At 54.9% G+C, this 24157-nt stretch carries 21 protein-coding genes; 16 read left to right on the forward strand and 5 right to left on the reverse strand.

The window, feature by feature from the left end; translation table 11 throughout:
* The first annotated feature begins 17 nt into the window (after positions 1-17).
* Positions 18-665, forward strand: a complete 648-nt coding sequence (locus VW41_03055; GenBank protein AJZ88095.1) for a phosphoglycerate mutase — start codon at positions 18-20, stop codon at positions 663-665.
* On the opposite strand, the gene VW41_03060 is transcribed toward VW41_03055, so the two are convergent.
* Positions 662-1531: a transcriptional regulator gene (locus tag VW41_03060; GenBank protein AJZ88096.1), complete on the reverse strand. Its 870-nt coding sequence runs from the start codon at positions 1529-1531 to the stop codon at positions 662-664. The genes VW41_03055 and VW41_03060 overlap by 4 nt on opposite strands.
* A gap of 211 nt (positions 1532-1742) precedes the next feature.
* Between VW41_03060 and VW41_03065 the strand changes: the two genes are divergently transcribed.
* Together VW41_03065 and VW41_03070 are read left to right on the forward strand one after the other, a co-directional pair.
* Positions 1743-2216, forward strand: coding sequence for a hypothetical protein (locus tag VW41_03065; protein ID AJZ88097.1), 474 nt, complete (start codon positions 1743-1745; stop codon positions 2214-2216).
* Between the two features lie 143 nt (positions 2217-2359).
* Positions 2360-3262, forward strand: a complete 903-nt coding sequence (locus VW41_03070) for a LysR family transcriptional regulator (GenBank protein AJZ91835.1) — start codon at positions 2360-2362, stop codon at positions 3260-3262.
* 129 nt (positions 3263-3391) lie between these two features.
* Here VW41_03070 and VW41_03075 read toward each other — a convergent pair whose 3' ends face one another.
* Positions 3392-3691: a cyclic nucleotide-binding protein gene (locus tag VW41_03075; protein AJZ88098.1), complete on the reverse strand. Its 300-nt coding sequence runs from the start codon at positions 3689-3691 to the stop codon at positions 3392-3394.
* Positions 3692-3883: 192 nt separating this feature from the next.
* On the opposite strand from VW41_03075, the gene VW41_03080 reads away from it, so the two are divergent.
* From VW41_03080 to VW41_03100, 5 genes are read left to right on the forward strand one after another with little or no spacing between them, the layout of a single operon-like run.
* Entirely contained in the window at positions 3884-5473 is a 1590-nt protein-coding gene (locus VW41_03080) for a peptide ABC transporter substrate-binding protein (GenBank protein ID AJZ88099.1), read from the forward strand.
* On the forward strand, positions 5473-6420 hold the full coding sequence (locus tag VW41_03085; GenBank protein AJZ88100.1) for an ABC transporter permease: 948 nt from the start codon (positions 5473-5475) through the stop codon (positions 6418-6420). Before VW41_03080 ends, VW41_03085 begins: the two co-directional genes overlap by 1 nt.
* A gap of 3 nt (positions 6421-6423) precedes the next feature.
* Positions 6424-7254, forward strand: a complete 831-nt coding sequence (locus tag VW41_03090; GenBank protein ID AJZ88101.1) for an ABC transporter permease — start codon at positions 6424-6426, stop codon at positions 7252-7254.
* The gene (locus tag VW41_03095; GenBank protein ID AJZ88102.1) at positions 7251-8873 is read left to right on the forward strand and encodes an ABC transporter; all 1623 of its coding nucleotides are present in this window, start codon (positions 7251-7253) and stop codon (positions 8871-8873) included. The genes VW41_03090 and VW41_03095 overlap by 4 nt, the downstream gene beginning before the upstream one ends.
* Positions 8870-10891, forward strand: coding sequence for a peptidase S15 (locus tag VW41_03100; GenBank protein ID AJZ88103.1), 2022 nt, complete (start codon positions 8870-8872; stop codon positions 10889-10891). Before VW41_03095 ends, VW41_03100 begins: the two co-directional genes overlap by 4 nt.
* Before the next feature lie 57 nt (positions 10892-10948).
* Here the strand turns inward: VW41_03100 and VW41_03105 are convergent, their stop codons facing one another.
* Positions 10949-11665, reverse strand: coding sequence for a TorR family transcriptional regulator (locus tag VW41_03105; GenBank protein ID AJZ88104.1), 717 nt, complete (start codon positions 11663-11665; stop codon positions 10949-10951).
* A gap of 638 nt (positions 11666-12303) precedes the next feature.
* Here VW41_03105 and VW41_03110 point away from each other — a divergent pair.
* From VW41_03110 to VW41_03130, 5 genes are all read left to right on the forward strand, one after another.
* Complete coding sequence (locus VW41_03110; protein ID AJZ88105.1) at positions 12304-12990, forward strand: RNA methyltransferase; 687 nt, start codon at positions 12304-12306, stop codon at positions 12988-12990.
* 347 nt (positions 12991-13337) lie between these two features.
* Positions 13338-15800 (forward strand): aspartate kinase, encoded by a 2463-nt coding sequence (gene thrA / locus VW41_03115; protein ID AJZ88106.1) that lies wholly within the window; start codon positions 13338-13340, stop codon positions 15798-15800.
* Position 15801: 1 nt separating this feature from the next.
* A complete protein-coding gene (locus tag VW41_03120) occupies positions 15802-16731 on the forward strand; it encodes a serine kinase (protein ID AJZ88107.1) in 930 nt (309 codons plus the stop codon).
* A 3-nt stretch (positions 16732-16734) separates the two neighbouring features.
* Positions 16735-18021 carry a threonine synthase gene (locus VW41_03125; GenBank protein ID AJZ88108.1) on the forward strand — a complete coding sequence of 429 codons (1287 nt, stop codon included), beginning with the start codon at positions 16735-16737 and terminating at the stop codon, positions 18019-18021.
* A 211-nt stretch (positions 18022-18232) separates the two neighbouring features.
* Entirely contained in the window at positions 18233-18493 is a 261-nt protein-coding gene (locus VW41_03130) for a hypothetical protein (protein ID AJZ88109.1), read from the forward strand.
* Between the two features lie 47 nt (positions 18494-18540).
* Here VW41_03130 and VW41_03135 read toward each other — a convergent pair whose 3' ends face one another.
* Positions 18541-19314 carry a hypothetical protein gene (locus VW41_03135; GenBank protein ID AJZ88110.1) on the reverse strand — a complete coding sequence of 258 codons (774 nt, stop codon included), beginning with the start codon at positions 19312-19314 and terminating at the stop codon, positions 18541-18543.
* A 72-nt stretch (positions 19315-19386) separates the two neighbouring features.
* Positions 19387-20826: a sodium:alanine symporter gene (locus VW41_03140; GenBank protein ID AJZ88111.1), complete on the reverse strand. Its 1440-nt coding sequence runs from the start codon at positions 20824-20826 to the stop codon at positions 19387-19389.
* Between the two features lie 217 nt (positions 20827-21043).
* On the opposite strand from VW41_03140, the gene VW41_03145 reads away from it, so the two are divergent.
* The 3 genes from VW41_03145 (at position 21044) to VW41_03155 (ending at position 24131) form a co-directional block, all read left to right on the forward strand.
* Positions 21044-21997, forward strand: coding sequence for a transaldolase (locus tag VW41_03145; GenBank protein AJZ88112.1), 954 nt, complete (start codon positions 21044-21046; stop codon positions 21995-21997).
* A gap of 110 nt (positions 21998-22107) precedes the next feature.
* On the forward strand, positions 22108-22695 hold the full coding sequence (mogA, locus tag VW41_03150) for a molybdenum cofactor biosynthesis protein MogA (GenBank protein AJZ91836.1): 588 nt from the start codon (positions 22108-22110) through the stop codon (positions 22693-22695).
* Positions 22696-22820: 125 nt separating this feature from the next.
* Complete coding sequence (locus VW41_03155; GenBank protein ID AJZ88113.1) at positions 22821-24131, forward strand: MFS transporter; 1311 nt, start codon at positions 22821-22823, stop codon at positions 24129-24131.
* The last annotated feature ends 26 nt before the right edge of the window (positions 24132-24157 follow it).

Here is a 24157-nt window from a genome sequence, read left to right on the forward strand (position 1 = left end):
TATAACGGAAAAAACGCATGTTACAGGTATACCTTGTTCGTCATGGCGAAACGCAGTGGAATGCAGAACGCCGCCTTCAGGGGCAGTCAGACAGCGCGCTGACTGAAAATGGAGAACGTCAGGCCTGGCAAGTGGCCGAACGAGCCAGAGCCCTTGGCATCACTCATATTATCAGCAGCGATTTAGGTCGTACTCGCCGCACCGCAGAGATCATCGCCGAAGCCTGCGGCTGCGAGATTATCCTGGATCCCCGCCTGCGCGAGCTCAACATGGGCGTGCTTGAACGCCGCAAAATGGACTCGCTGACCGAAGAGGAAGAGGGCTGGCGCCGTCGTCTGGTGGACGGTACGCCGGACGGACGTATTCCTGAAGGCGAAAGCATGCTGGAACTGAGTAACCGCATGCACGAAGCCCTGAATGCCTGCCGGGAGCTACCGGCCGGAAGCCGGCCATTGTTGGTGAGCCACGGTATGGCGCTGGGTGGGCTGGTGAGTACGATTCTTGGCTTACCGGCGTGGGCTGAACGTCGCCTGCGTCTGCGCAACTGTTCGATTTCCCGCGTGGATTATCAGCACAGCCCGTGGCTGGCGTCTGGATGGGTGGTTGAAACAGCAGGAGACATCTCGCATCTTGATGCCCCTGCTCTGGATGAAATCCAGCGTTAACGGCGAACCGGGATCAGGTATTCACAGCGGATATGCATCGGCACATCCTGATCCCGCGTTTCATCCTGAGGATAGAAACGTTCGATGTCCTGACCTTTACGACGCGTCAGGTTGAGCGACGGCATACAGGTGCCATAAACCGTCAGGATAAAATCCTGCAGCCCGGTGCCCAGTCCCTCATAGTTAAACTGCACATAATCCCCACCCTCCAGCACCACCGGATGCGAGTCCGGCAGGAAACCATTCGCCAGCTCCGGCGTGAGCGCCGTGGTGTAAAAGACTTCCTGTTCGTCATCTTTTTCCGAGCTTGGACGAGGCTCATGCAGGCCATACAGCACCCGTGGAATTGTCGGTGAGTTCCCCAGGAACTGTGTCCAGAACTGGATGCGCATCTCATTGCGGAAGTCGGAGATTTGCTCCAGCGTGCAGCTGTAGCTTTGCGTCACCCCAACCAGATGCGTTTCTGGCATCGTGATGAAGTGGGCCTGTGGAGGCGTAAATTCGCCGAGACGCAGCGGTGGGCGCATACCGAAAGCACTCCAGTCAGGAGAACGACGGTAGAGCGCCGGCGTTTGAGCAAACTGCTTTTTAAACGCCCGGGTAAACGTCTGCTGCGAGTCAAAGCGGTACTGAAGCGCAATGTCGAGAATTGGGCGCGCAGTCAGGCGCAGAGCAACGGCGGATTTGGAGAGTCGGCGGGCGCGAATATAGGCACCAATAGCGTGCCCGGTAACCTCTTTAAACATCCGTTGTAAATGCCACTTGGAATAACCTGCCTTTGCCGCCACATTATCAAGGGCGAGAGGCTGGTCGAGGTGGCCCTCAAGCCAGCTAAGAAGATCGCGAATGATCCCAGCCTGATCCATAAAATATCCTCATCCATACAAGCGAATGCCTGTTTACTAAGGTAGCGGATGATAGCATTTTTGTAGTTTATGCATTCACCGTTTTTATTTAACAAGTTGTGCCAAACTTGCCGATTATGGAGGCAGGTTTGGCTAATAATGTGATATTCAACGATTTTTTGTCCAATTGTTGAATAGTCCCATAGGGTGATTTTTACACAATGGTAACAATATGAAATATAAAGCTTTAGCACTTTGCAGTGCGCTTTTGGCCGTGAGCTACGGTGCGAGCGCGGAGCAGATCGGATCGGTGGATACCGTATTTAAAGTTTTTGGCCCCGACCACAAGATTGTAGTCGAAGCGTTTGACGATCCCGATGTGAAGAACGTGACTTGTTATATCAGTCGCGCAAAAACCGGTGGAATTAAGGGGGGGCTGGGATTAGCGGAAGACACCTCTGATGCAGCAATTTCCTGCCAGCAGGTTGGCCCGGTTGAGTTGAGCGACAAGATCAAAGCAGGTAAAGCACAGGGCGACGTCGTCTTCCAGAAGCGCACGTCGCTGGTGTTTAAAAAGCTGCAAGTGGTGCGTTTCTATGATGCGAAGCGGAATGCACTGGCCTATCTGGCCTACTCTGACCGGGTGGTTGAAGGATCGCCGAAGAACGCCATCAGCGCGGTGCCGATTATTCCGTGGAGTAAATAATCTGCTCCACCGGCGCTGAACGGATGCGTCCACGCGTGGCCTTCATGAGAAGCCTGAGGTATTTCTGATGCATCAGGCTTGTCAGTTCTTGCCTTCCTTATTAGTGTGTTATGACCGTGCCGTTGCCTTTTAAGGCTTCTTTAATGCAGATCGAGCCTCTACCGCCCCTTAATACCCTTATCGCCTTCGAATGTGTGGCCCGCTATGGCAACATTTCTCGTGCGGCGGAAGAGCTTAACCTGACGCAAAGTGCCACCAGCAGGCAAATTCTGCAGCTGGAAGAGATGCTCGGCTGCAAGCTTTTTACCCGTACCCAGCGGCGGGTACTGCTTACGCCACGCGGTGAAGCCTATGCCGAGCGGGTCAGGCAGCAGCTGGCGGCGCTGTCGCATGCCACGGCGGAAGTGATGGGCTGGACCGGGCTGCCACAGGTCACTATCGCTTGCACCAGCGCCATGAGTTCTCTGTGGCTTTCATCCCGGCTTTCTGCCCTGCATCGTGAGCTGCCGGATTTGCAGATTCGTATGAAAATTACCGATAATTTCTCCGAATTGCGCTCCTCGGAGTTTGATCTGGCTATTTTTTACCTGCGGGACGTGCCCATCGGCTTTCACGCTACGCCGCTCTTTGATGAAGTCTGCTACCCGATGTGCTCCCCGGCTTTTCTGTCACGCATTGGTTCGGACGCACCGGCGGAAGCGCTGCTGCAGCACACGCTGCTGATTCAGGACGATCCCCAGCGGGAGTGGACCGGATGGAGTAACTGGTTTGCCTCGCAAAATGTTTTGAGCTTTGTGCCCCGGCAAACCTGGCGAGCCAATAACTATCCGTTTTTAGTGGAGGCGGCCGTACGCGGCGATGGGATATTACTCGGCTGGGAAGGGCTGGTGCAGGATTACCTTAACCGGGGAGAACTTGTCGCGGCGCACTCTGGAAAGCTGGCGGCCGCCAGTAAATGTTTCCTGCTTATTCCTCAGGATCGCTACATGAAGCCGGTGGTTCGCCATGTGATGAGCTGGCTGCAGCGACAGCCTTTGGCGGAATAAGCAGAAAATAGATGTAAATCACAAAAGATAATTATTTTATTATTTTGGTCATCAATAAATCATCTGCTTATTTCATTGGCCATAACGTTTTCTTATATAACGTGACGGGAAATAACTGATGAATCAATTTTAATCCTTTGGTTTATTTATCGTCTCTAAGTCCAGCGGCGGTATTTTATTTTTCAGCGCACCGCGCCGGCGATAAGAAGTATGCATACCTATAAGCGTAAAAACCAACCACATCGACTGTGATATTACCGACGCTAAATTAAAATCATGGCTGAGCGAATACAGCCCACCCACGCAGCCTGCGATGTTAAGGCCGGCATAACCATTTGAATCTATAGACAGCTTTCGCATCTGAACCAGTGCGTAGGCCAGCAAATAACAAAACACGCCAATTAAGCCTACAAGGGTATGCAGTTCCACTTTTTCTTTCCTGATGTGACTCCGTGAACGGGAAATTATCTTTTTTGCTGTGGTTCTGCCGTGCATTTTTTTCATAGTCTGATACGAAAAACTCATGCCTCAGTGTTTAGCTGTTTTGATATAAATCATAAATAGATGTGCTATGGCATCTGGCCGGTGGTCAGAAAAACAAATAATAACGGAGAAAAATAAATGAAAGACGATCGTTCAGACGAAAAAAAATACCTGCAAGGCGTGAGTATGAGCCGCCGTTCATTTATCAATACGGCGGCGCTGATTGGTATGGGCAGTGCGTTATCGCTGTCACCACTTGCGGGCTTTGCTGCCGAAGCTACGCCTAAAAAAGGTGGCGTTCTGAAGTTGGGCATGTCGGGCGGCAATACCAGCGACTCTCTGGATCCCACGCTCTTTAGTGACTGGGTGCCGCTTAACCAGGCATACATGTTGATGAACGGCCTGGTGGAAATTGATGAGAATAACCAGGCCACGCCGGAGCTGCTGGAAAGCTGGGAGGCGAAGCCGGGCGCGCAGGAGTGGACCTTTAAAGTGCGCCAGGGCGTGACCTTCCACAACGGTAAGGCGCTTACAGCGGACGACATTCTTTACTCGATTAATCTCCACCGTGGCGACCAGTCGCGCAGCGCCATTAAAACGCAGCTGGCGGCTATCAAAGATCTGAAGAAAAGTGGTGAGAACGAAATTACCCTGACTCTGGACAGCGGCAACGCCGACTTGCCGTTCCTGCTGGCGGACTACCACCTCGTTGTAGTGCCGGACGGCTTTACCGACTGGAAACACCCGATTGGTACCGGCGGCTTCGTATTTGATCAGTACCAGCCGGGCGTGCGTTCCTACTTCAAGCGCAATCCGAATTACTGGAAGCCTAACCGCGCCTTTGTGGATGCCGTTGAAGTGCTGGTTATCAATGATGCTACCGCCCGCACCAACGCCCTTATCTCGGGCCAGGTACACGCCATCAACCGCGTTGACTTTAAAACCGTCGATTTTCTGAAACGCAGCCCGGCACTTAACATCGTGCGTGCGGCCGGGGGGCAGCATTTCACCTTCCTGATGGATTGCCGCGTGGCACCGTTCAATAACAATGATGTTCGTACGGCTATCAAATACGGTATCGATCGTGAGAAATTGCTGGCTACCGTGCTGCGGGGCTACGGCACGCTTGGCAACGATCATCCCATCCCGAAAACCGACCGCTTCTTCAATAAAAGCCTGGAGCAGCGCGCCTACGATCCCGATAAGGCGAAGTTCTTCCTGAAAAAAGCCGGGCTAAGCGCGCTGCCGCTCGAGCTGTCGTCATCTGATGCCGCATTCGCCGGGGCGCTGGATGCCGCCGCGCTGTTTCAGGGTGAAGCCGCTGCCGCGGGGATTCAGGTCAGTATCAAACGCCAGCCGGCAGACAGTTACTGGGATGACGTCTGGATGAAAGCGCCGTTTAGCATGGGCTATTGGGGCGGTCGTCCAACAGCGGATCAGATGTTCTCCACCGCCTGGCAGTCCACCGCTAAATGGAATGATACCCACTGGAAGAACGACAAGTTTGACAGTCTGCTGATTCAGGCCCGATCGCTGCTTGATGACCAGAAGCGTGCAGAAATCTATGGCGAGCTGCAAAGCATTGCCCGGGATGACGGCGGCGCGATGATCCCGCTGTTTGGCGACTACCTGGATGCCACCAGCAAAAAAGTCGGCGGCGTGAAACCCCATCCGCTGTTCAACTTTATGGGTGGCCGCCTGGCCGAACGCGTCTGGCTGGAGTCGTAATGAAAAAACAGATCCTTCATCGCTTATTGCTTGGCGTGCTGACGCTGTGGCTGGTTTCGGTTCTGATCTTCGTCGGCACCGAACTGTTGCCCGGCGACGTGGCGAGCGCCATCCTCGGTCAGAACGGCACGCCGGAAACCATTGCCGCGCTGCGCCTGCAGCTTGGGCTGGATCAGCCGGCGGTGTATCGCTACCTGCACTGGCTGTCCGGCGTCTTGCACGGTGACTTAGGCACTTCGCTTGCCAACAACCAGCCTATCGGTGCCGAGCTGCTGCCTCGCCTGGCGAACACCCTGTTTCTCGCGCTATATGCCGCGCTGATTGCGATTCCGCTGGCGGTTGTGCTGGGGATTGCTTCGGCGGTATGGCGGGGCTCCTGGTTTGACCGCCTGGCGAATACGCTGACGCTGATGAGTATTTCGGTGCCGGAGTTTTTTGTTGGTTACGTGCTGGTTATTTTCTTTGCCATTCGCCTCGCCTGGTTCCCAAGTCTGGCGCTGGTTGACCCGGATGCCAGCCTTCTCGACAGGCTCTATGCCTGCACGTTGCCGATGCTGACGCTGGTGCTGGTGGTGCTGGCGCATATGCTGCGCATGACGCGGGCTTCAGTCGGGGCGGTGATGTCCAGTAGCTACATCGAAACGGCGCTGCTAAAAGGGCTTTCCCGTTGGCGTATTGTGCTGAGCCACGCCTTGCCGAACGCGCTGGCGCCGATCATCAACGTGATTGCTTTTAACCTGGCGTACCTGGTGGTGGGTGTCATCCTGGTGGAGGTGGTCTTTGTCTATCCGGGCATCGGGCAACTGATGGTGGATGCCGTGACAAAACGCGACTTACCGGTTGTGCAGGCCTGCGGATTGCTGTTTGGCGGGACTTATATCCTGCTGAATACGGCGGCAGATCTGCTGGCTATCTGGTGTAACCCACGACTGCGGCATGCGAGGTAGGCCATGAAAAATATCAAAATTCGTACGGTACCGCTGTCGGCAATATTGGGTTTGACCATCATTGCCGTCAACTTGATTGCCGCGCTTTTTGCGCCCTGGCTGGCACCGCACAGCGAAACGGCACAGGTGGGTGACATCTGGATGTTGCCGTCCAGTTCAATGCCGTTTGGCACCGACAGCCTGGGGCGTGACATGCTGTCGCGTATTCTGTTTGGCGCCCGAACCACCATTGCGATTGCGCTGGCGATCACCGCCATTTCGTTTGTCGTGGGCATCATTACCGGCTTCACCGCCGCGATTTACGGGCGCTGGGTGGATGTGGTGCTGACCCGTATTGTGGATACGCTGATGTCTATTCCGGTGCTGATCCTGGCGCTGATCGTCCTGTCCGTGCTGGGGACATCTATTCCGGTGCTGGTGGGAACCATTGCGCTGTTGGACGCGACTCGCGTTTTCCGTCTTGCCCGCCTGGTCGCGCAGGGGATCGTCTGCCTTGAATACGTTGAGGCGGCACGCCTGCGTGGGGAAGGGCTGTGGTGGATTGTTCGCAAAGAGTTTCTGCCTAACGCCATGCCGCCGCTGCTGGCGGAATTCGGCATGCGCTTCTGTTTTACCTTCCTGTTTATTGCCGGGCTTAGTTTCCTTGGGCTGGGCATTCAGCCACCCTGGGCGGACTGGGGCAGCATGGTGCGCGACAACGCGCAGGCTATCAACTTTGGTCAGTTTGCTCCGCTGTATCCCGCCGCAGCGATTGCCCTGCTGACGATCGGCGTCAATCTGGTAGTTGACTGGCTGCTGGTGCGTAACAACCTTTCGCTGGGAGAAGAGGGATGACACAACCGATTTTACAAATGCGTGATTTACGCATTGAAACCGAGCAGGGGCTGCCGCTGGTGAAAGGTGTCTCTCTCAGCCTGATGCCCGGTGAAGTGCTGGGGCTGATTGGTGAGTCCGGCGCGGGAAAATCAACCATTGGTCTTGCGGCCCTGGGCTATGCCCGACCAGGCTGCCGGATTGCGGGTGGCGAAGTGTTGGTGGCCGGGAAAAATATTGTGACGCTGTCCAGCAAAGAGAAGCGCGAGTTTCGCGGTAAACGGGTGGCCTATGTGGCGCAGAGCGCTGCGGCGGCGTTTAACCCGGCGCTAACCATCGGTAAGCAGGTTTGCGAAGGCCCGCTCCGCCATGGCCTGATGAACCCGGCAGAAGCGCAAGCCTGGGCCGTGACGCTGTTTAAAGCGCTGGATCTCCCGGAGCCTGAAACTATCGGTCAGCGCTATCCGCATCAGCTCTCGGGCGGGCAGCTGCAGCGAGCGATGGCGGCGATGGCAATGTCCTGCCAGCCGGATATCCTCGTACTGGATGAACCGACCACCGCGCTGGATGTGACCACGCAAATCGAAGTGCTGGTGATGCTGCGTAAACTGGTCCGCGAGTTTAATACCGCTGCGCTTTATATCACCCACGATCTGGCGGTAGTTGCGCAGATTGCCGACCGCATTATGGTGCTGCGTCAGGGGAGTGAAGTGGAATGCGGCAGCACCGCCGATATTCTGCAAAACCCAGCTGAAAGCTACACGCAGCGGCTGGTTTCCGAACGCGCCCACGCTTTAACGCCGGTTCATGCCGAAAGCAAACCTGAAGGCCAGCTTCTGGCGCTGAACAACCTCTCTACGGGCTATAACGGCAAGACGGTCGTCCACAACGTCTCTCTCAGTATTGCCAAAGGGGAAACGATGGCCATTATCGGCGAGTCCGGGAGCGGAAAGAGTACGCTGGCTCGGGCGTTGTGCGGCCTGCTCACTGACACGAAAGGCAGCGTCACCTTTGCCGATAAGGTGCTGGCCAACCGCTATCAGCAGCGTGATAAAGAGACGCTGCGGCGTATTCAGATGATCTATCAGTTGCCCGATGTGGCGCTTAACCCGAGGCAAACCGTGCTAGAGGCGATTGGCCGCCCGGCTGCGTTCTATTTTGGCCTTGATAAACAGCAGGTTCGCGCGCGCGTTCTCGAACTGTTGAAACTAACTGAACTCCCCGATTACCTCATTGACCGCTATCCCGGTTCGCTTTCCGGTGGCCAGAAACAGCGCGTGTGTATTGCGCGAGCGCTGGCCGCGAAGCCCGATCTGATTATCTGCGATGAGGCAACCTCCGCCCTTGACCCGCTGGTGGCGGAAGAAGTGCTGAAATTGCTGAGAAACCTTCAGGAACAGCTGGGGCTGTCTTACCTGTTTATCACCCACGATTTGAGCACGGTGAAGCGCATTGCCCAGCAGGTTGCCGTGATGTACCAGGGCAACGTCGTTGCACAGGGCCCGACCGGGCAGGTATTCAGCGCCCCGATGCACAGCTATACCGAAAAACTGCTGACCTCCGTGCCGGAAATGCGCCCCTCCTGGCTGGATGAGGTGCTGGGTCAGCGTCAGTTAAACGCGATGGCAGGAGCCTCATGAAAACTCTGATAACCCAATTTCCCCACAGCGTGAGCGTGACGGAACACCTGTGGATCGTTCTGAAAGACGGGACTCGCCTGGCCGCGCGTATGTGGCTGCCTTTGTCGGCTTCGCAGCAGCCGGTGCCCGCAATTCTGGAGTACATTCCCTACCGCAAGCGCGACGGAACACGCACCCGTGATGAGCCGATGCACGGCTATTTTGCCGGCAATGGCTATGCGGTGCTGCGGGTAGACATGCGCGGCAGCGGCGATTCCGACGGGCTGATGGCCGATGAATATCTTCTGCAGGAGCAGGAAGATGCGCTGGAAGTGATCGACTGGATCAGCCGTCAGGCCTGGTGCAACGGCGCCGTGGGAATGATGGGAAAATCCTGGGGTGGTTTTAACTGCCTGCAGCTGGCGGCTCGCCGCCCTCCGGCGCTGAAAGCCATTATCACCGTTTGCTCGACGGACGATCGTTACAACGACGATATCCACTACAAAGGGGGCTGCCTGCTGAATGACAATCTTTGGTGGGGCGGCATTATGCTGGCCTACCAAAGTCGACCGCAGGACCCGGAGCTGGTCGGGGAGGGTTGGTATCAGGCCTGGCTCAATCGGCTTGAAAATATGCCTTTCTTCCCGGCGTTGTGGATGGCGCATCCGCTGAAAGATGCTTACTGGAAGCATGGCTCCGTGGGGGAGGACTGGCAGGCCATTACCTGTCCGGTGATGGCGGTGGGCGGCTGGGCGGATTCCTACAGCAACGCGGTTTTCCGCCTGATGGACAACCTTAACGTCCCGCGTAAGGCGATTCTTGGCCCGTGGGCGCATATTTATCCTCAGGATGGCTCGCCCACGCCGGCCATCGGTTTTCTGCAGGAAGCGGTAAGCTGGTGGGATCGCTGGCTGAAGCAAATCGATAACGACGTGCTGTCTGGGCCACGCGTTCAGGCCTGGCTTAACGACAGCCAGCGGCCTGATTCGCAGCGGCCGCAGGCCTTTGGGGAGTGGATTGCCATTGAGAACGATACGGATGCTGAAACCTTCCCTCAGCGCTGGCATTTGCAGCCCGGCCGACTGGCGACCTCGCCGTTACCCGATGCATACCGGCAGGATATTCGTAGCGTCCAGAACCACGGGCTTTTTGCCGGGGAGTGGATGGGGGCTGGCGTGCTGGGGGAAAGCCCGAGCGATCAGCGAATGGATGACGGGCTGGCAGAAAGTTTCGACAGCCCGCCGCTGAATGAAAGCCTGGCAATTTATGGTTTCCCGCAGTTTGACGTTACGCTTTCCAGCGATAAGCCTGCCGCAATGCTGTATGTAAGACTGTCAGACGTTGCCCCCGATGGAGCTTCGACCCGCGTTAGTCACGGCTGGGTGAATCTGAGCCACCTGCAGGGGCAGGAGCAGAACGTCGCGCTGGTGCCCGGCGAGAAAGTTAATGTGACCGTACAGTTGGATGGCATCGCCTGGCGCTTTGCCGCCGGGCACCGGTTACGGATTTCTCTCGCGACCACCTTCTGGCCGATGATTTGGCCGATGGCCGAAAACGCGACGCTAAGCGTTGATCTGGCCAGCGCCCAGCTGCAGCTGCCTGTTTGTCGGACAGTGAAGTCGATTGCTGGCCCGAATCCTCATCCTGAAACGGCGGCCAATACGCCGCTGACGATCCTCTCTCCGGGGCGGGTCGATCGCGAGCTGCGCTATGATGTGGTGAAAGATAGCTGGCAGAGCATCACTCAGGGCGTGGGCGGTGTTTTTGGCGAGGGCGTGTACCGCTTTGACGATATCAATACCACCGTCGATCATAGCCTCAGACGTCAGTTGACCGTGCAGAATGCCGATCCGCTTTCAGCGCATTATCTACTGACCCAGAACATGAAAATCGGCCGGGAAGGCTGGTGGACGGACACGGATATTGTGCTGGAGATGCGCAGCGACCTGACGCATTTTATGGTCAGTGGAAAGATGACGGTTCAGCATAATGGGGAAGAGGTCTTTACCCGCAGCTGGAATGAACGCATTTCCCGCTGAAAACGAGGCATAAAAAAGGGCTGACATATGTCAGCCCTTTTTGTTATCTCTAACCGTTTATTCCTGCAGATCGCCGCAGAAACGGTAGCCTTCACCGTGGATGGTCGCGATGATTTCTGGCGTATCCGGGGTGGATTCGAAATGTTTACGAATACGACGGATAGTGACATCGACGGTACGGTCATGCGGCTTCAGCTCGCGACCGGTCATTTTCTTCAGCAGCTCAGCACGAGACTGAATTTTGCCCGGGTTTTCACAGAAGTGCAGCATCGCACGGAATTCACTGCGCGGTAGCTTATACTGTTCACCGTTCGGGCTAACCAGAGAGCGGCTGTTGATGTCCAGCTCCCAGCCGTTGAATTTGTAGCTTTCAACGGAACGACGTTCTTCGCTGATGGCCCCTAAGTTCATGGTACGGGACAGCAGGTTACGTGCACGAATAGTCAGCTCACGCGGGTTGAAAGGTTTGGTGATGTAGTCATCCGCACCGATTTCAAGACCGAGGATCTTGTCCACTTCGTTGTCACGACCCGTCAGGAACATCAGCGCCACGTTAGCCTGCTCGCGCAATTCACGCGCCAGCAGCAGGCCGTTTTTACCCGGCAGGTTGATGTCCATAATGACCAGGTTGATGTCATTATCGGCAAGGATTTGATGCATCTCTGCGCCATCGGTCGCTTCAAAAACATCATAGCCTTCCGCTTCAAAAATGCTTTTAAGCGTGTTGCGTGTTACTAATTCGTCTTCGACGATAAGAATGTGCGGGGTCTGCATGTTTGCTACCTAAAATTGCCAACTAAATCGAAACAGGAAGTACAAAAGTCCCTGACCTGCCTGCTACATGCCATAAATTAACATGCCGGGCTTAACATGACTAAAGTACGTAATTGCGTTCTTGATGCACTTTCCATCAACGTCAACAACATCATTAGCTTGGTCGTGGGTACGTTCCCTTTGGACCCGACGGTGTCAAAAACGGCTGTTATCCTAACCATTTTAACAGCAACATAACAGGCTGATGCGCCTTAGACACCTGATAAAACTACGCTTCGTTGACATATATCAATTTCAATTGTAGCACGTTAACACTTTCATTAAATCATCGTAGCTCAATGCTAGCTTTTGTCACAACTTTTTAATAATCAAGATCGTAAAGCGTTAAAAAAGTAAGCTGAATCTGGCCTGCGGCGGCAATGAGCTTATGGAGAAATAAACCATGCTAAACAAGTGGATATATCCCGCCTTTACCCCATGCTCATAGTATATAATCATGTAAAAGCATAAGGTTAAGTTATAAGTTAAGCAGAAGCCGTTACCACAATATATGTTGCAACAAAGTAAATTTGCGATGCGTATTATCCAAATTTGTGCATCACTTCGCACGTTTTAACGAATTTTAGAAGAGAGTTCCAATGCGTTTGCCAATTATCCTGGTTTCACCGGCCAGAGCAGAGAACGTCGGGGCCGCTGCCCGGGCGATGAAGACCATGGGATTTACGGAGATGAGGATCGTCGCCAGCGACGCGCATCTCCAGCCCGCTGCGCGCTGGGTGGCGCACGGTGCCGGCGATATCCTCGACGGTATTCGCCACTACGACACCCTTGCCGAAGCCCTGAGTGACGTAGATTTTTCCATCGCAACAACGGCCCGCAGCCGGGCGAAATTTCATTACTACGCGACGCCGCAGCAGCTGGGACCGATACTTGAAGAGAAACGCCAGTGGGTGGGATGTGCGGCGCTGGTATTTGGTCGTGAAGATTCCGGGCTGACTAACGAAGAGCTGGAACTGGCGGATGTGTTAACCGGCGTACCGATGGTTGCAGATTACCCGTCGCTCAACCTGGGCCAGGCCGTGATGGTTTATTGCTACCAGCTTTCCACTTTGATGCAGCAGCCGCCTGTGGAAAATGTGAATGGTGACGGGCAGCAGTTGAATGCGCTGCGCTTGCGAATGACATCGCTGTTACATCGACTTGAGGTCGCGGACGACCAAAAAATGGTCGATTGGGTTCAGCAGCGTTTGGGGTTGCTTGAACAGAGAGACACGGCGATGCTGCATCGTTTGCTGCATGACATCGAAAAAAAGTTACCAGAATGAAATGTCTTTTAATTTCTCTTTTTTGAGACTTTCCTCTAACTTTTTGCGCTATTTTTACGCTTTTACTCCCATTTTTGGTGAGTTTTCCAGCGCGACCGAACAAGGTAATTTTTTGTGACAGAACTAAAAAAAATTGACTTGGTAAAGGGATTGCTTTAACCAATAGAGCTATTACAAATTTAGAGCACACAACATCCATGTTTCGCTTCAGCCTGATTACCACAATTATCACAACCACCATTACCACAGGTAACGGTGCGGGCTGACGCATACAGGTAAAAATGAAAAAAGCCCGCACCTAAACAGTGCGGGCTTTTTTTTCGGGAAAAAATCAAGGGGTCACAACAATGCGAGTGTTGAAATTCGGCGGTACTTCAGTGGCAAATGCGGAGCGTTTTCTCCGCGTTGCCGATATCCTGGAAAGCAATGCCAAACAGGGGCAGGTAGCGACCGTGCTGTCTGCTCCGGCAAAAATTACTAACCACCTTGTGGCGATGATTGAGAAGACCATTGGTGGCCAGGACGCTGTGCCGAATATCAGCGACGCCGAGCGCATTTTCGCTGAACTGCTAAATGGCCTGGCAGAGGCGCAGCCGGGCTTCCCGCTGGCTGAACTGAAAGGGTTAGTGGATCAGGAATTTGCTCAGCTTAAACATGTTCTGCACGGGATCAGCCTGCTGGGTCAGTGCCCGGACAGCATCAATGCGGCGATCATTTGCCGGGGTGAGAAGCTGTCTATCGCCATTATGTCCGGCGTGCTGCAGGCCCGTGGCTACCCGGTTAGCGTTATCGATCCGGTCGAGAAACTGCTGGCGGTGGGGCACTACCTGGATTCCAGCGTGGATATCGCAGAGTCTACCCGCCGTATTGCCGCCAGCCGCATTCCTGAAGATCACATGATCCTGATGGCCGGGTTTACCGCCGGGAACGACAAAGGCGAGCTGGTGGTGCTGGGCCGGAACGGTTCCGACTATTCTGCCGCCGTATTGGCTGCCTGTCTGCGCGCCGACTGTTGTGAGATCTGGACTGACGTCGATGGGGTTTATACCTGCGACCCGCGCCAGGTTCCCGATGCCCGACTGCTGAAGTCGATGTCTTACCAGGAAGCGATGGAGCTTTCCTACTTTGGTGCCAAAGTCCTTCACCCCCGCACTATCACCCCGATTGCTCAGTTCCAGATCCCTTGCCTGATTAAAAATACCGGAAACCCACAGGCGCCGGGCACGCTCATTGGCGACAAGAGCGATGACGAAGGGCTGCCGGTTAAAGGCATTACTAACCTGAACAACATGGCGATGTTCAGCGTCTCAGGCCCGGGAATGAAAGGCATGGTTGGCATGGCCGCGCGCGTGTTTGCTGCCTTGTCCCGTGCGGGGATTTCCGTGGTGCTGATCACCCAGTCCTCTTCCGAGTACAGCATCAGCTTCTGCGTGCCTCAGGCTGATTGCGGTCGCGCTCGTAAGGCGATGGAAGACGAATTTTATCTCGAACTGAAAGAAGAGCTGCTGGAGCCGATGGCAGTGACCGAGCGTCTGGCGGTTATTTCTGTCGTGGGCGACGGCATGAAAACGCTGCGCGGTATCTCCGCGAAGTTCTTTGCCGCGCTGGCCCGCGCGAATATCAACATTATCGCTATCGCTCAGGGCTCTTCCGAGCGCTCTATCTCCGTTGTGGTAAATAACGACGATGCCGTGACCGGCGTGCGTGTAACGCATCAGATGCTGTTTAACACCGATCAGGTTATCGAGCTGTTTCTGGTGGGCGTTGGCGGCGTGGGGGCGGCTCTGCTGGAGCAGGTTAAACGCCAGCAGGCGTGGCTGAAGGAAAAGCATATTGACCTGCGCGTTTGCGGCGTGGCGAATTCTAAAGCCCTGCTGACCAACGTTCATGGTCTGGATCTCGAGAACTGGCAGCAGGCGCTGGAGCAGGCCAAAGAGCCGTTCAATCTTGGCCGCCTGATTCGCCTGGTGAAAGAGTACCATCTGTTGAACCCGGTGATTGTGGACTGTACGTCCAGCCAGGCCGTGGCGGATCAGTACGCTGACTTCCTGAACGAAGGGTTCCATGTGGTGACGCCAAACAAAAAGGCCAACACCTCGAGCATGAATTATTACCACCAACTACGCCATGCCGCGGAGAGTTCGCGCCGTAAGTTCCTCTACGACACCAACGTGGGGGCGGGTCTGCCGGTGATCGAAAACCTGCAAAACTTGCTGAATGCGGGCGATGAGCTGCAGCGTTTTTCCGGCATTCTTTCCGGGTCGCTTTCTTACATCTTCGGTAAGCTGGATGAGGGAATGAGCTTCTCGCTGGCGACCAGTACCGCCCGTGAAATGGGGTACACCGAACCGGATCCGCGGGACGATCTTTCCGGTATGGATGTCGCACGTAAGCTACTGATCCTGGCGCGTGAGACCGGGAGCGATCTGGAACTGTCCGATATCGCTATCGAATCCGTACTTCCGGAAAATTTTGATGCGAGCGGAGACGTCGAGTCTTTTATGGCACGCCTTCCACAGTTGGATGATGAGTTTACGGCTCGTGTGAGGAAGGCGCGTGACGATGGGAAAGTGCTACGCTACGTCGGTATTATCGAAGACGATGGCAGCTGCAAAGTGAAGATCGACGCTGTAGACGGCAACGATCCGCTGTATAAGGTGAAAAATGGCGAAAACGCCCTGGCCTTCTACAGCCACTATTATCAACCGCTGCCGCTGGTTCTGCGCGGCTATGGTGCGGGTAACGACGTTACCGCAGCCGGTGTCTTCGCGGATCTGCTTCGCACCCTGTCATGGAAGTTAGGAGTTTAAGATGGTTAAAGTATATGCCCCGGCTTCCAGCGCCAATATGAGCGTTGGTTTTGATGTGCTGGGCGCGGCGGTGTCGCCAGTTGATGGCTCACATCTGGGCGATTACGTCACGGTTGAAGCGGCGGACAGTTTCAGTCTGACCAACCTTGGGCGGTTTGCCAGCAAGCTACCGGATGAACCGCGCGAGAACATTGTTTATCAGTGCTGGGAGCGTTTCTGCCAGGAGATTGGCAAAACTATCCCGGTGGCAATGACGCTTGAGAAAAACATGCCTATCGGTTCCGGGCTGGGGTCCAGCGCCTGTTCGGTGGTGGCCGGCCTGATGGCGATGAATGAATTTTGCGGCAAGCCTCTCAGCGACACGCGCCTGCTGGCGTTGATGGGCGAGCTGGAAGGGCGTATTTCCGGCAGCATTCACTACGATAACGTCGCGCCTTGTTTCCTCGGCGGTATGCAACTGATGATCGAAGAAAACGGCATCATCAGCCAGCAGGTGCCAGGCTTTGATGAGTGGCTTTGGGTGCTGGCGTACCCGGGCATTAAGGTTTCAACCGCCGAAGCGCGCGCGATTTTACCAGCCCAGTACCGCCGTCAGGACTGTATTAGTCACGGCCGCCACCTGGCCGGTTTTATTCATGCCTGTCATACCCGCCAGCCTGCGCTTGCCGCGAAGCTGATGCAGGACGTGATTGCTGAACCTTACCGCGCCAAACTGCTGCCGAAATTTGATGAGTCCCGTAAAGCCGTGGCGGATATTGGCGCGCTGGCCAGCGGGATCTCGGGTTCTGGCCCGACATTATTTGCACTGTGCGATAACACCGATACCGCGCAGCGCGTGGCTGACTGGCTCAGCCAACATTATTTGCAGAACCAGGAAGGTTTTGTACATATTTGCCGTCTGGATACGGCTGGCGCACGAGTTTTGGGATAAGACATGAAACTGTACAACCTTAAAGATCACAACGAGCAGGTCTCCTTTGCACAGGCGGTTACCCAAGGGTTGGGTAAGCAACAGGGCCTGTTCTTCCCGCATGACCTGCCTGAGTTTGAACTGACTGAAATCGACGCCATGCTGGAGATGGACTTTGTCACCCGCAGCAGCAAAATTTTGTCCGCGTTTATCGGCGATGAGATCCCGGCGGAGATTCTGGAAGAGCGCGTGCGAGCTGCCTTCGCGTTTCCTGCGCCGGTGAACATGGTTGAGCCGGACGTAGGCTGTCTGGAACTGTTCCACGGCCCGACGCTGGCGTTTAAAGACTTTGGCGGGCGCTTTATGGCGCAGATGCTGACTCACATCAGCGGCGACAAGCCCGTGACCATACTGACCGCAACCTCAGGCGATACCGGTGCGGCGGTGGCTCACGCGTTCTACGGCCTTGAGAATGTGCGCGTCGTTATTCTTTATCCGCGTGGGAAAATCAGCCCGCTGCAGGAAAAACTGTTCTGTACCCTCGGTGGGAATATCGAAACCGTGGCGATTGACGGTGATTTTGATGCCTGCCAGGCGTTGGTGAAACAGGCATTTGATGATGAAGAACTGAAGGTGGCGCTGGGGTTAAACTCGGCGAACTCCATCAACATTAGTCGCCTGCTGGCGCAGATCTGCTACTACTTCGAAGCGGTAGCCCAGCTGCCGCAGGAAGCCCGTAATCAGCTGGTGGTTTCCGTACCGAGCGGTAACTTTGGTGACCTGACGGCCGGCCTGCTGGCAAAATCCCTCGGCCTGCCGATTAAACGCTTTATCGCGGCCACGAATGCCAATGACACCGTTCCACGCTTCCTCGCAGAAGGCCAGTGGGCACCTAAAGCGACCGTGGCTACTCTTTCCAACGCAATGGATGTTAGCCAGCCGAACAACTGGCCGCGCGTGGAAGAACTCTTCCGCCGTAAGATCTGGCGTCTGACCGATCTTGGCTATGCCGCCGTGACCGACGAAACCACCAAAGAGACGATGCGTGAGCTGAAGGCGATTGGCTACGTTTCCGAACCGCACGCGGCCATTGCTTACCGCGCTCTGCGCGACCAGCTGCAGCCAGGTGAGTTCGGGTTGTTCCTGGGCACCGCACATCCGGCGAAGTTTAAAGAAAGTGTGGAAGACATTCTGGGTGAAGCGCTGCCGTTGCCGCAGGAGCTGGCGTCTCGTGCCGATTTGCCGCTGCTGTCCCACAATCTCCCGGCTGATTTCGCCGAATTGCGTAAGTTTATGATGGTTAAAGCTTAATTCTGAAGCCCCATTTTGATTGTCAAACTGGGGCGTTTTCCCTGTGAATCAGGGAGAAAATAAGCAGGAATTTCGCAGGGAAAAAGGAGAAGTTCCCATAAAATGCGGATGCTTAGAGATTAGGATTGCGGAGAATAACGCAGGTGTGATTTCCGACATAAGCTCATCTTAACGGGCCCAATGGGCCGGCTTGAGAAGTAAGGAGCAAGTTATGTTGAAATCCATTTTTCTGGCGTTGTCCCTGCTGGTGGTGACGCCGCTGGTGGTACAGGCGGGAGAGATCACGCTGGTGCCTGCCGTGACGCTGCATTTTGGCGATCAGGATAACCACGGGCGCTACTGGGACGGCCATTACTGGCGAGATCACGACTGGTGGGCAAGGCACTATGAGTGGCGCGAACACCGCTGGCAGCGCCATGCCCGGTTCGATGGCCCGCCACGGTATCATCATGATAATCGCTGGGATAGATAACCGGCGCGAGTTCTCAGTAAAACGCCAGCTTAGCGCTGGCGTTTTTTTTACTGCTCGTGGCGCTTAAACACCAGTTCGTTTTTCTGAGAAGCTTCCGCATCAAAGAAATAGCCGTCGGTGTTAAACGTTTTGAGTTGTTCAGGCTTAGTCAGTCGATTTTCAATGATGTAGCGGCTCATCAGCCCACGCGCTTTTTTCGCGTAGAAGCTGATGACTTTAAACTTGCCGTTCTTTTCATCGAGGAAGACCGGCTTGATGATGTCCGCATTCAGCTTCTTCGGCTTAACCGCTTTGAAGTATTCATCAGACGCCAGGTTGACTACGATATTGTCGCCCTGGGTTGCCAGCACCTGATTCAGCTTCTCGGTAATCGTATCGCCCCAGAAGTGGTACAGATCTTTGCCTTTCGGGTTTTCCAGGCGAATGCCCATTTCCAGCCGGTACGGCTGCATTAAATCCAGCGGACGCAGCACGCCGTACAGCCCGGAAAGCATGCGCAGGTGCTGCTGGGCGAAATCAAAGTCCGCTTCGCTAAACTCTTCGGCCTGCAGGCCGGTATAGACGTCACCTTTAAAGGCGAGAATAGCCGGACGCGCGTTTTGCGGCGTGAACGCCGGGTGCCACTCATGGAAACGGGTTTCGTTAAGAGAGGCCAGCTTATCGCTGATGCTCATCAGGGAAGCAATTTGCGGTGCGCTAAGCTTGCGGGCAACGCTAATTAACTGCTGTGAGTATTCCAGCAGTTCCGGCTGTGTATAGCGGTCCGTCGGGAGCTCGCTTTGGTAATCCAGCGTCTTGGCAGGTGAGATAAGAATTAGCATGTCCACTCCTTGCATAGTTTGGCCGTTACTTTAGCAAATTTCCCGCCTGTCGCGGCCTATGGCTGCAATTAGCTAAGGTTTTTTTTCCATGTCTCTGTCCCAAACGCCGGGTGCAAGCTGGCTCTTAATCTCCGGGAAACGGTTGGGGTTGAAAATGGGTGAGATCCCCAGCTTTTGCTGGCGCAGATAATCCGCCGCTATCGCTTTCACCACCGGGGAAAGTAACAGAATCGCCGTGATATTGGTTATCGCCATAATAGCCATCGCCACGTCTGCCAACTGCCAGACTAGCGGCAGCGCGGCCTGCGTACCGAACATCACCATAGTGAGTACCATGAAGCGCAGTAAAAATTTCAGAGCGCGGCTGTCCTGGTTCAGGAACAGCAAATTGTTCTCGGCGTAGGTGTAATTCGCCATGATAGACGTAAAGGCGAACAAGAAAACGATTACCACGATAAAACCGCTGCCCCAGCCGCCCACGGCTGCACTGAACGCCTGCTGAACCAGAATAATGCCGCTGCGTGATGTTTCAATACCATCCATCATGCCGGACATCAGCACAATGGCGGCGGTCGCGGTGCAGATGACTACCGTATCAATTAACACACCAAACATTTGCACCACCCCCTGAGTGGCCGGGTGTGGGGGCCATGCGGCGGCGGCGGCGGCGGCATTCGGCGTGGAGCCCATGCCCGCTTCATTTGAGAACATCCCGCGCTGAAAGCCATTGGTGATGGCCTGGCTGACGGTATAGCCCAGCGCGCCCGAAGCGGCTTCGTGCCAGCCAAATGCATGGCTGAAAATCAGCCTGATGACGTCCGGGAAGCGTTCAATATGCAGTCCCACAACATACAGGCTCATGCATACCCAAAGTAAGGCCATCATCGGCACCAGCCATTGGGTGAGGCGGGCGATAGTCCGCATCCCTCGCCAGATAACCAGCGCGGTAACCACCACCAGGAAAAGACCCACCCAGATTTTCGGCACGTCAAACGCATAGTGAGTGGCAATAGCGATGGAGTTAGCCTGCACGGCGTTAAACACCATGCCGAAAGCAACGATCAAAAAGACGGAAAACAGCACGCCCATCCAGCGCATGCCAAGCCCACGCTCCATATACCAGGCCGGGCCGCCGCGGTAGTTTCCTTCTTTGTCCCGGGTTTTATACAGTTGGGCGAGGGAGCATTCTGCAAAGGCGGTGGCCATGCTGAGCACTGCGGCAACCCACATCCAGAACACCGAACCGGGGCCACCTGCGGAGATAGCAAGCGCGATGCCCGCAAGGTTGCCGCTGCCGACGCGGGCGGCCAGGCTGGTGCAAAGTGCCTGGAATGAGGATATTCCGGAAGGATCCGGTGAGCCGCTGTTGCGCAGGAAAAGGCGCAGCCGGGTAAAGTAACGGAACTGGACAAAGCCGCTGCGGAAGGTGAACCAGATACCCGCGCCAATCAGCAGCCAGAGCAGCACCGAGCCCCAAAGCACCTCATTGATAAAGAATAAAAAATCTGTCATTAACGTCCCTCTTGTTAATGCGTGATGGCGGCGAGGTTGACGGACCCGGGCCATACAATCCATTACGTTACAGATAAATTGGCGGTCGAGTTTAGCATATTCTCGCCCACTGGACGGACAGCACTTGTCGCGGTTGCACCTGATGGGCGGCGTGATATCATCAAGCCAGACCGGTTACATCTCCCTAACAAGCTACACCTGAAGAGAAACACTCATTATGACGGATAAATTGACTTCTTTGCGTCAACTGACCACCGTGGTTGCTGACACCGGAGATATCGCGGCAATGAAGCTGTACCAGCCGCAAGATGCTACTACCAACCCTTCTCTGATCCTTAACGCTGCGCAGATCCCTGAGTATCGTAAACTGATTGACGAAGCGATTACCTGGGCTCGTGGCCAGAGCAACGATCGCGCTCAGCAGGTGGTTGACGCTTCCGATAAGCTGGCTGTGAACATCGGCCTGGAAATTCTGAAGCTGATCCCTGGCCGTATTTCTACCGAAGTAGATGCTCGTCTGTCCTATGACACCGAAGCCAGCATTGCTAAAGCCAAGCACCTGATCAAGCTGTACAACGACGCGGGCATCAGCAACGATCGCATCCTGATTAAACTGGCTTCTACCTGGCAGGGCATCCGCGCTGCAGAGCAGCTGGAAAAAGAAGGCATCAACTGTAACCTGACCCTGCTGTTCTCCTTCGCTCAGGCTCGTGCCTGTGCTGAAGCCGGCGTGTTCCTGATTTCTCCGTTCGTTGGCCGTATTCTTGACTGGTACAAAGCTAACACCGACAAGAAAGAGTACGCCCCGCAGGAAGATCCAGGCGTGGTGTCCGTGACCGAAATCTACCAGTACTACAAGCAGCACGGCTATGAAACCGTGGTGATGGGTGCAAGCTTCCGTAACGTCGGCGAAATTATCGAACTGGCCGGCTGTGACCGCCTGACCATCGCTCCTGCGCTGCTGAAAGAGCTGGCAGAAAGCGAAGGCACAATCGAGCGTAAGCTGAGCTACACCGGTGAAGTGAAGGCGCGTCCTGAGCGCATCACCGAGTCCCAGTTCCTGTGGCAGCATAACCAGGATCCAATGGCCGTAGATAAACTGGCGGACGGTATCCGTAAGTTTGCTATCGACCAGGAAAAACTGGAAAAAATGATCGGCGACCTGCTGTAATCATTCTCGTGGCCGGCTTCCTGTCGGCCACGCTTTTCACCGCTTTCCCTGTCTGCAACGCCTTTCCCCGTGTATCATTCTACCCAGACTTGCTGATTTCCGGGATTGATATGAATACCTTACGCATTGGACTCGTGTCCATTTCAGACCGCGCTTCTAGCGGCGTTTACCAGGATAAAGGCATCCCTGCGCTACAGGAGTGGCTTGAGCACACGCTGACGACGCCCTTTAAAATAGAAACCCGTCTGATCCCTGATGAACAATCCATCATTGAACAAACGCTTTGCGAGCTGGTGGATGAAATGGGCTGCCATTTGGTGCTAACCACCGGCGGAACCGGGCCGGCGCGCCGTGATGTGACGCCGGATGCCACACTGGCAGTTGCCGATCGTTTAATGCCGGGTTTTGGCGAGCAGATGCGTCAGATCAGCCTGCATTTCGTTCCGACGGCGATCCTCTCGCGTCAGGTGGGGGTTATTCGCAAACAGGCCTTGATCCTCAATCTGCCGGGGCAGCCAAAATCAATTCAGGAAACGCTGGAAGGCGTGAAAGATGAAAATGGTAAGGTTGTGGTGCCGGGTATCTTTGCGAGTGTACCATATTGTATACAGTTGCTGGACGGGCCCTATGTTGAAACAGATGCCCATGTGGTAGCAGCTTTCCGTCCTAAAAGCGCTCGTCGCGAGACAAAACCCTAAATAATTGGCTTTTGTGACATAAGATCGAATTGGTATGGAGTGTTAACGGTTAATCGTTATAGTAATTTTGGCTTTACAGCTAAACGGAAATAATAATTAACACTCCTCTTTACAAGCGGTCACCTATGTCAAAACAGCACGCCAGACCTCTTAACCGCCAGGATTACAAAACCCTGACGCTTGCCGCCCTCGGCGGTGCCCTTGAATTCTACGACTTCATTATCTTCGTCTTCTTTGCGGCGGTGCTGGGGGAGCTTTTCTTCCCGGCCGATATCCCGGAGTGGCTGCGTCAGGTGCAGACATTCGCTATTTTCGCTGCGGGTTATCTTGTGCGTCCGCTGGGCGGGGTTGTGATGGCGCATTTTGGCGATTTGGTGGGCCGCAAAAAAATGTTTACCCTCAGCATTCTGCTGATGGCGGTGCCGACTTTGGCCATTGGTTTGCTGCCTACGTATGCCTCGTTAGGCATTGCGGCTCCGCTGTTGCTGCTGCTGATGCGTATTCTGCAAGGTGCGGCAATCGGCGGTGAAGTTCCGGGGGCCTGGGTGTTTGTCTCCGAGCATGTGCCGGAGAAGCGAATTGGTATTGCCTGCGGCATTTTGACGATGGGGCTGACGGTCGGCATTCTGTTGGGCTCCGTGGTGGCAACCATTATTAATACTTCCATGACCCAGCAGGCGATTCATGACGGCGGCTGGCGCATTCCTTTCTTCCTCGGCGGGATTTTTGGCCTGGTGGCGATGTACCTGCGCCGCTGGCTGCGCGAAACGCCCATCTTCCTCGAAATGCAGCAGCGTAAAGCGCTGGCCGAGGAGCTACCGCTTAAGTCGGTGGTGGTTGAGCATAAAAAAGCGGTGGTCGTTTCTATGCTGCTGACCTGGCTGCTCTCCGCCTGCATCGTGGTGGTGATTTTGATGTCGCCTATCTGGCTGCAAAAACAGCATGGAATTGCCCCAGCGTTAACGCTGCAGGCAAACAGTATTGCCACTATTATGCTGTGCGTGGGTTGCCTGTTAGCCGGGCTTGCGGCCGACCGCTTTGGCTCAGGGAAAACCTTTACCGTTGGCAGCGTTCTGCTCGCCATCTGTAGCTGGATGTTTTATCACCTGAGCGGGACTCATCCTGAGCATCTCTTCTTACTCTATGGCCTGGTCGGGCTGAGCGTGGGCGTAGTTGGCGCGGTGCCATTTGTTATGGTGCGGGCGTTTCCGGCACAAGTGCGATTTACCGGGATTTCGTTTTCTTACAATCTGTCCTATGCCATTTTTGGTGGCCTGACGCCGATTGCGGTCACCATGCTGATGGGCGTTTCCCCCATGGCCCCGGCCTGGTACGTGCTGGCGCTTGCCATTGTGGGATTGGTGATGGGAATTTGGCTAAGAAAGGATATTCATCATCAGGACAAGATAGAGGAAAGGGCATTCACGCCATCCTGAATAAAAAAACGCGGAGCACTGCTCCG

It is taken from the genome of Klebsiella michiganensis, from assembly GCA_000963575.1.
Taxonomy (GTDB): domain Bacteria; phylum Pseudomonadota; class Gammaproteobacteria; order Enterobacterales; family Enterobacteriaceae; genus Cedecea; species Cedecea michiganensis_A.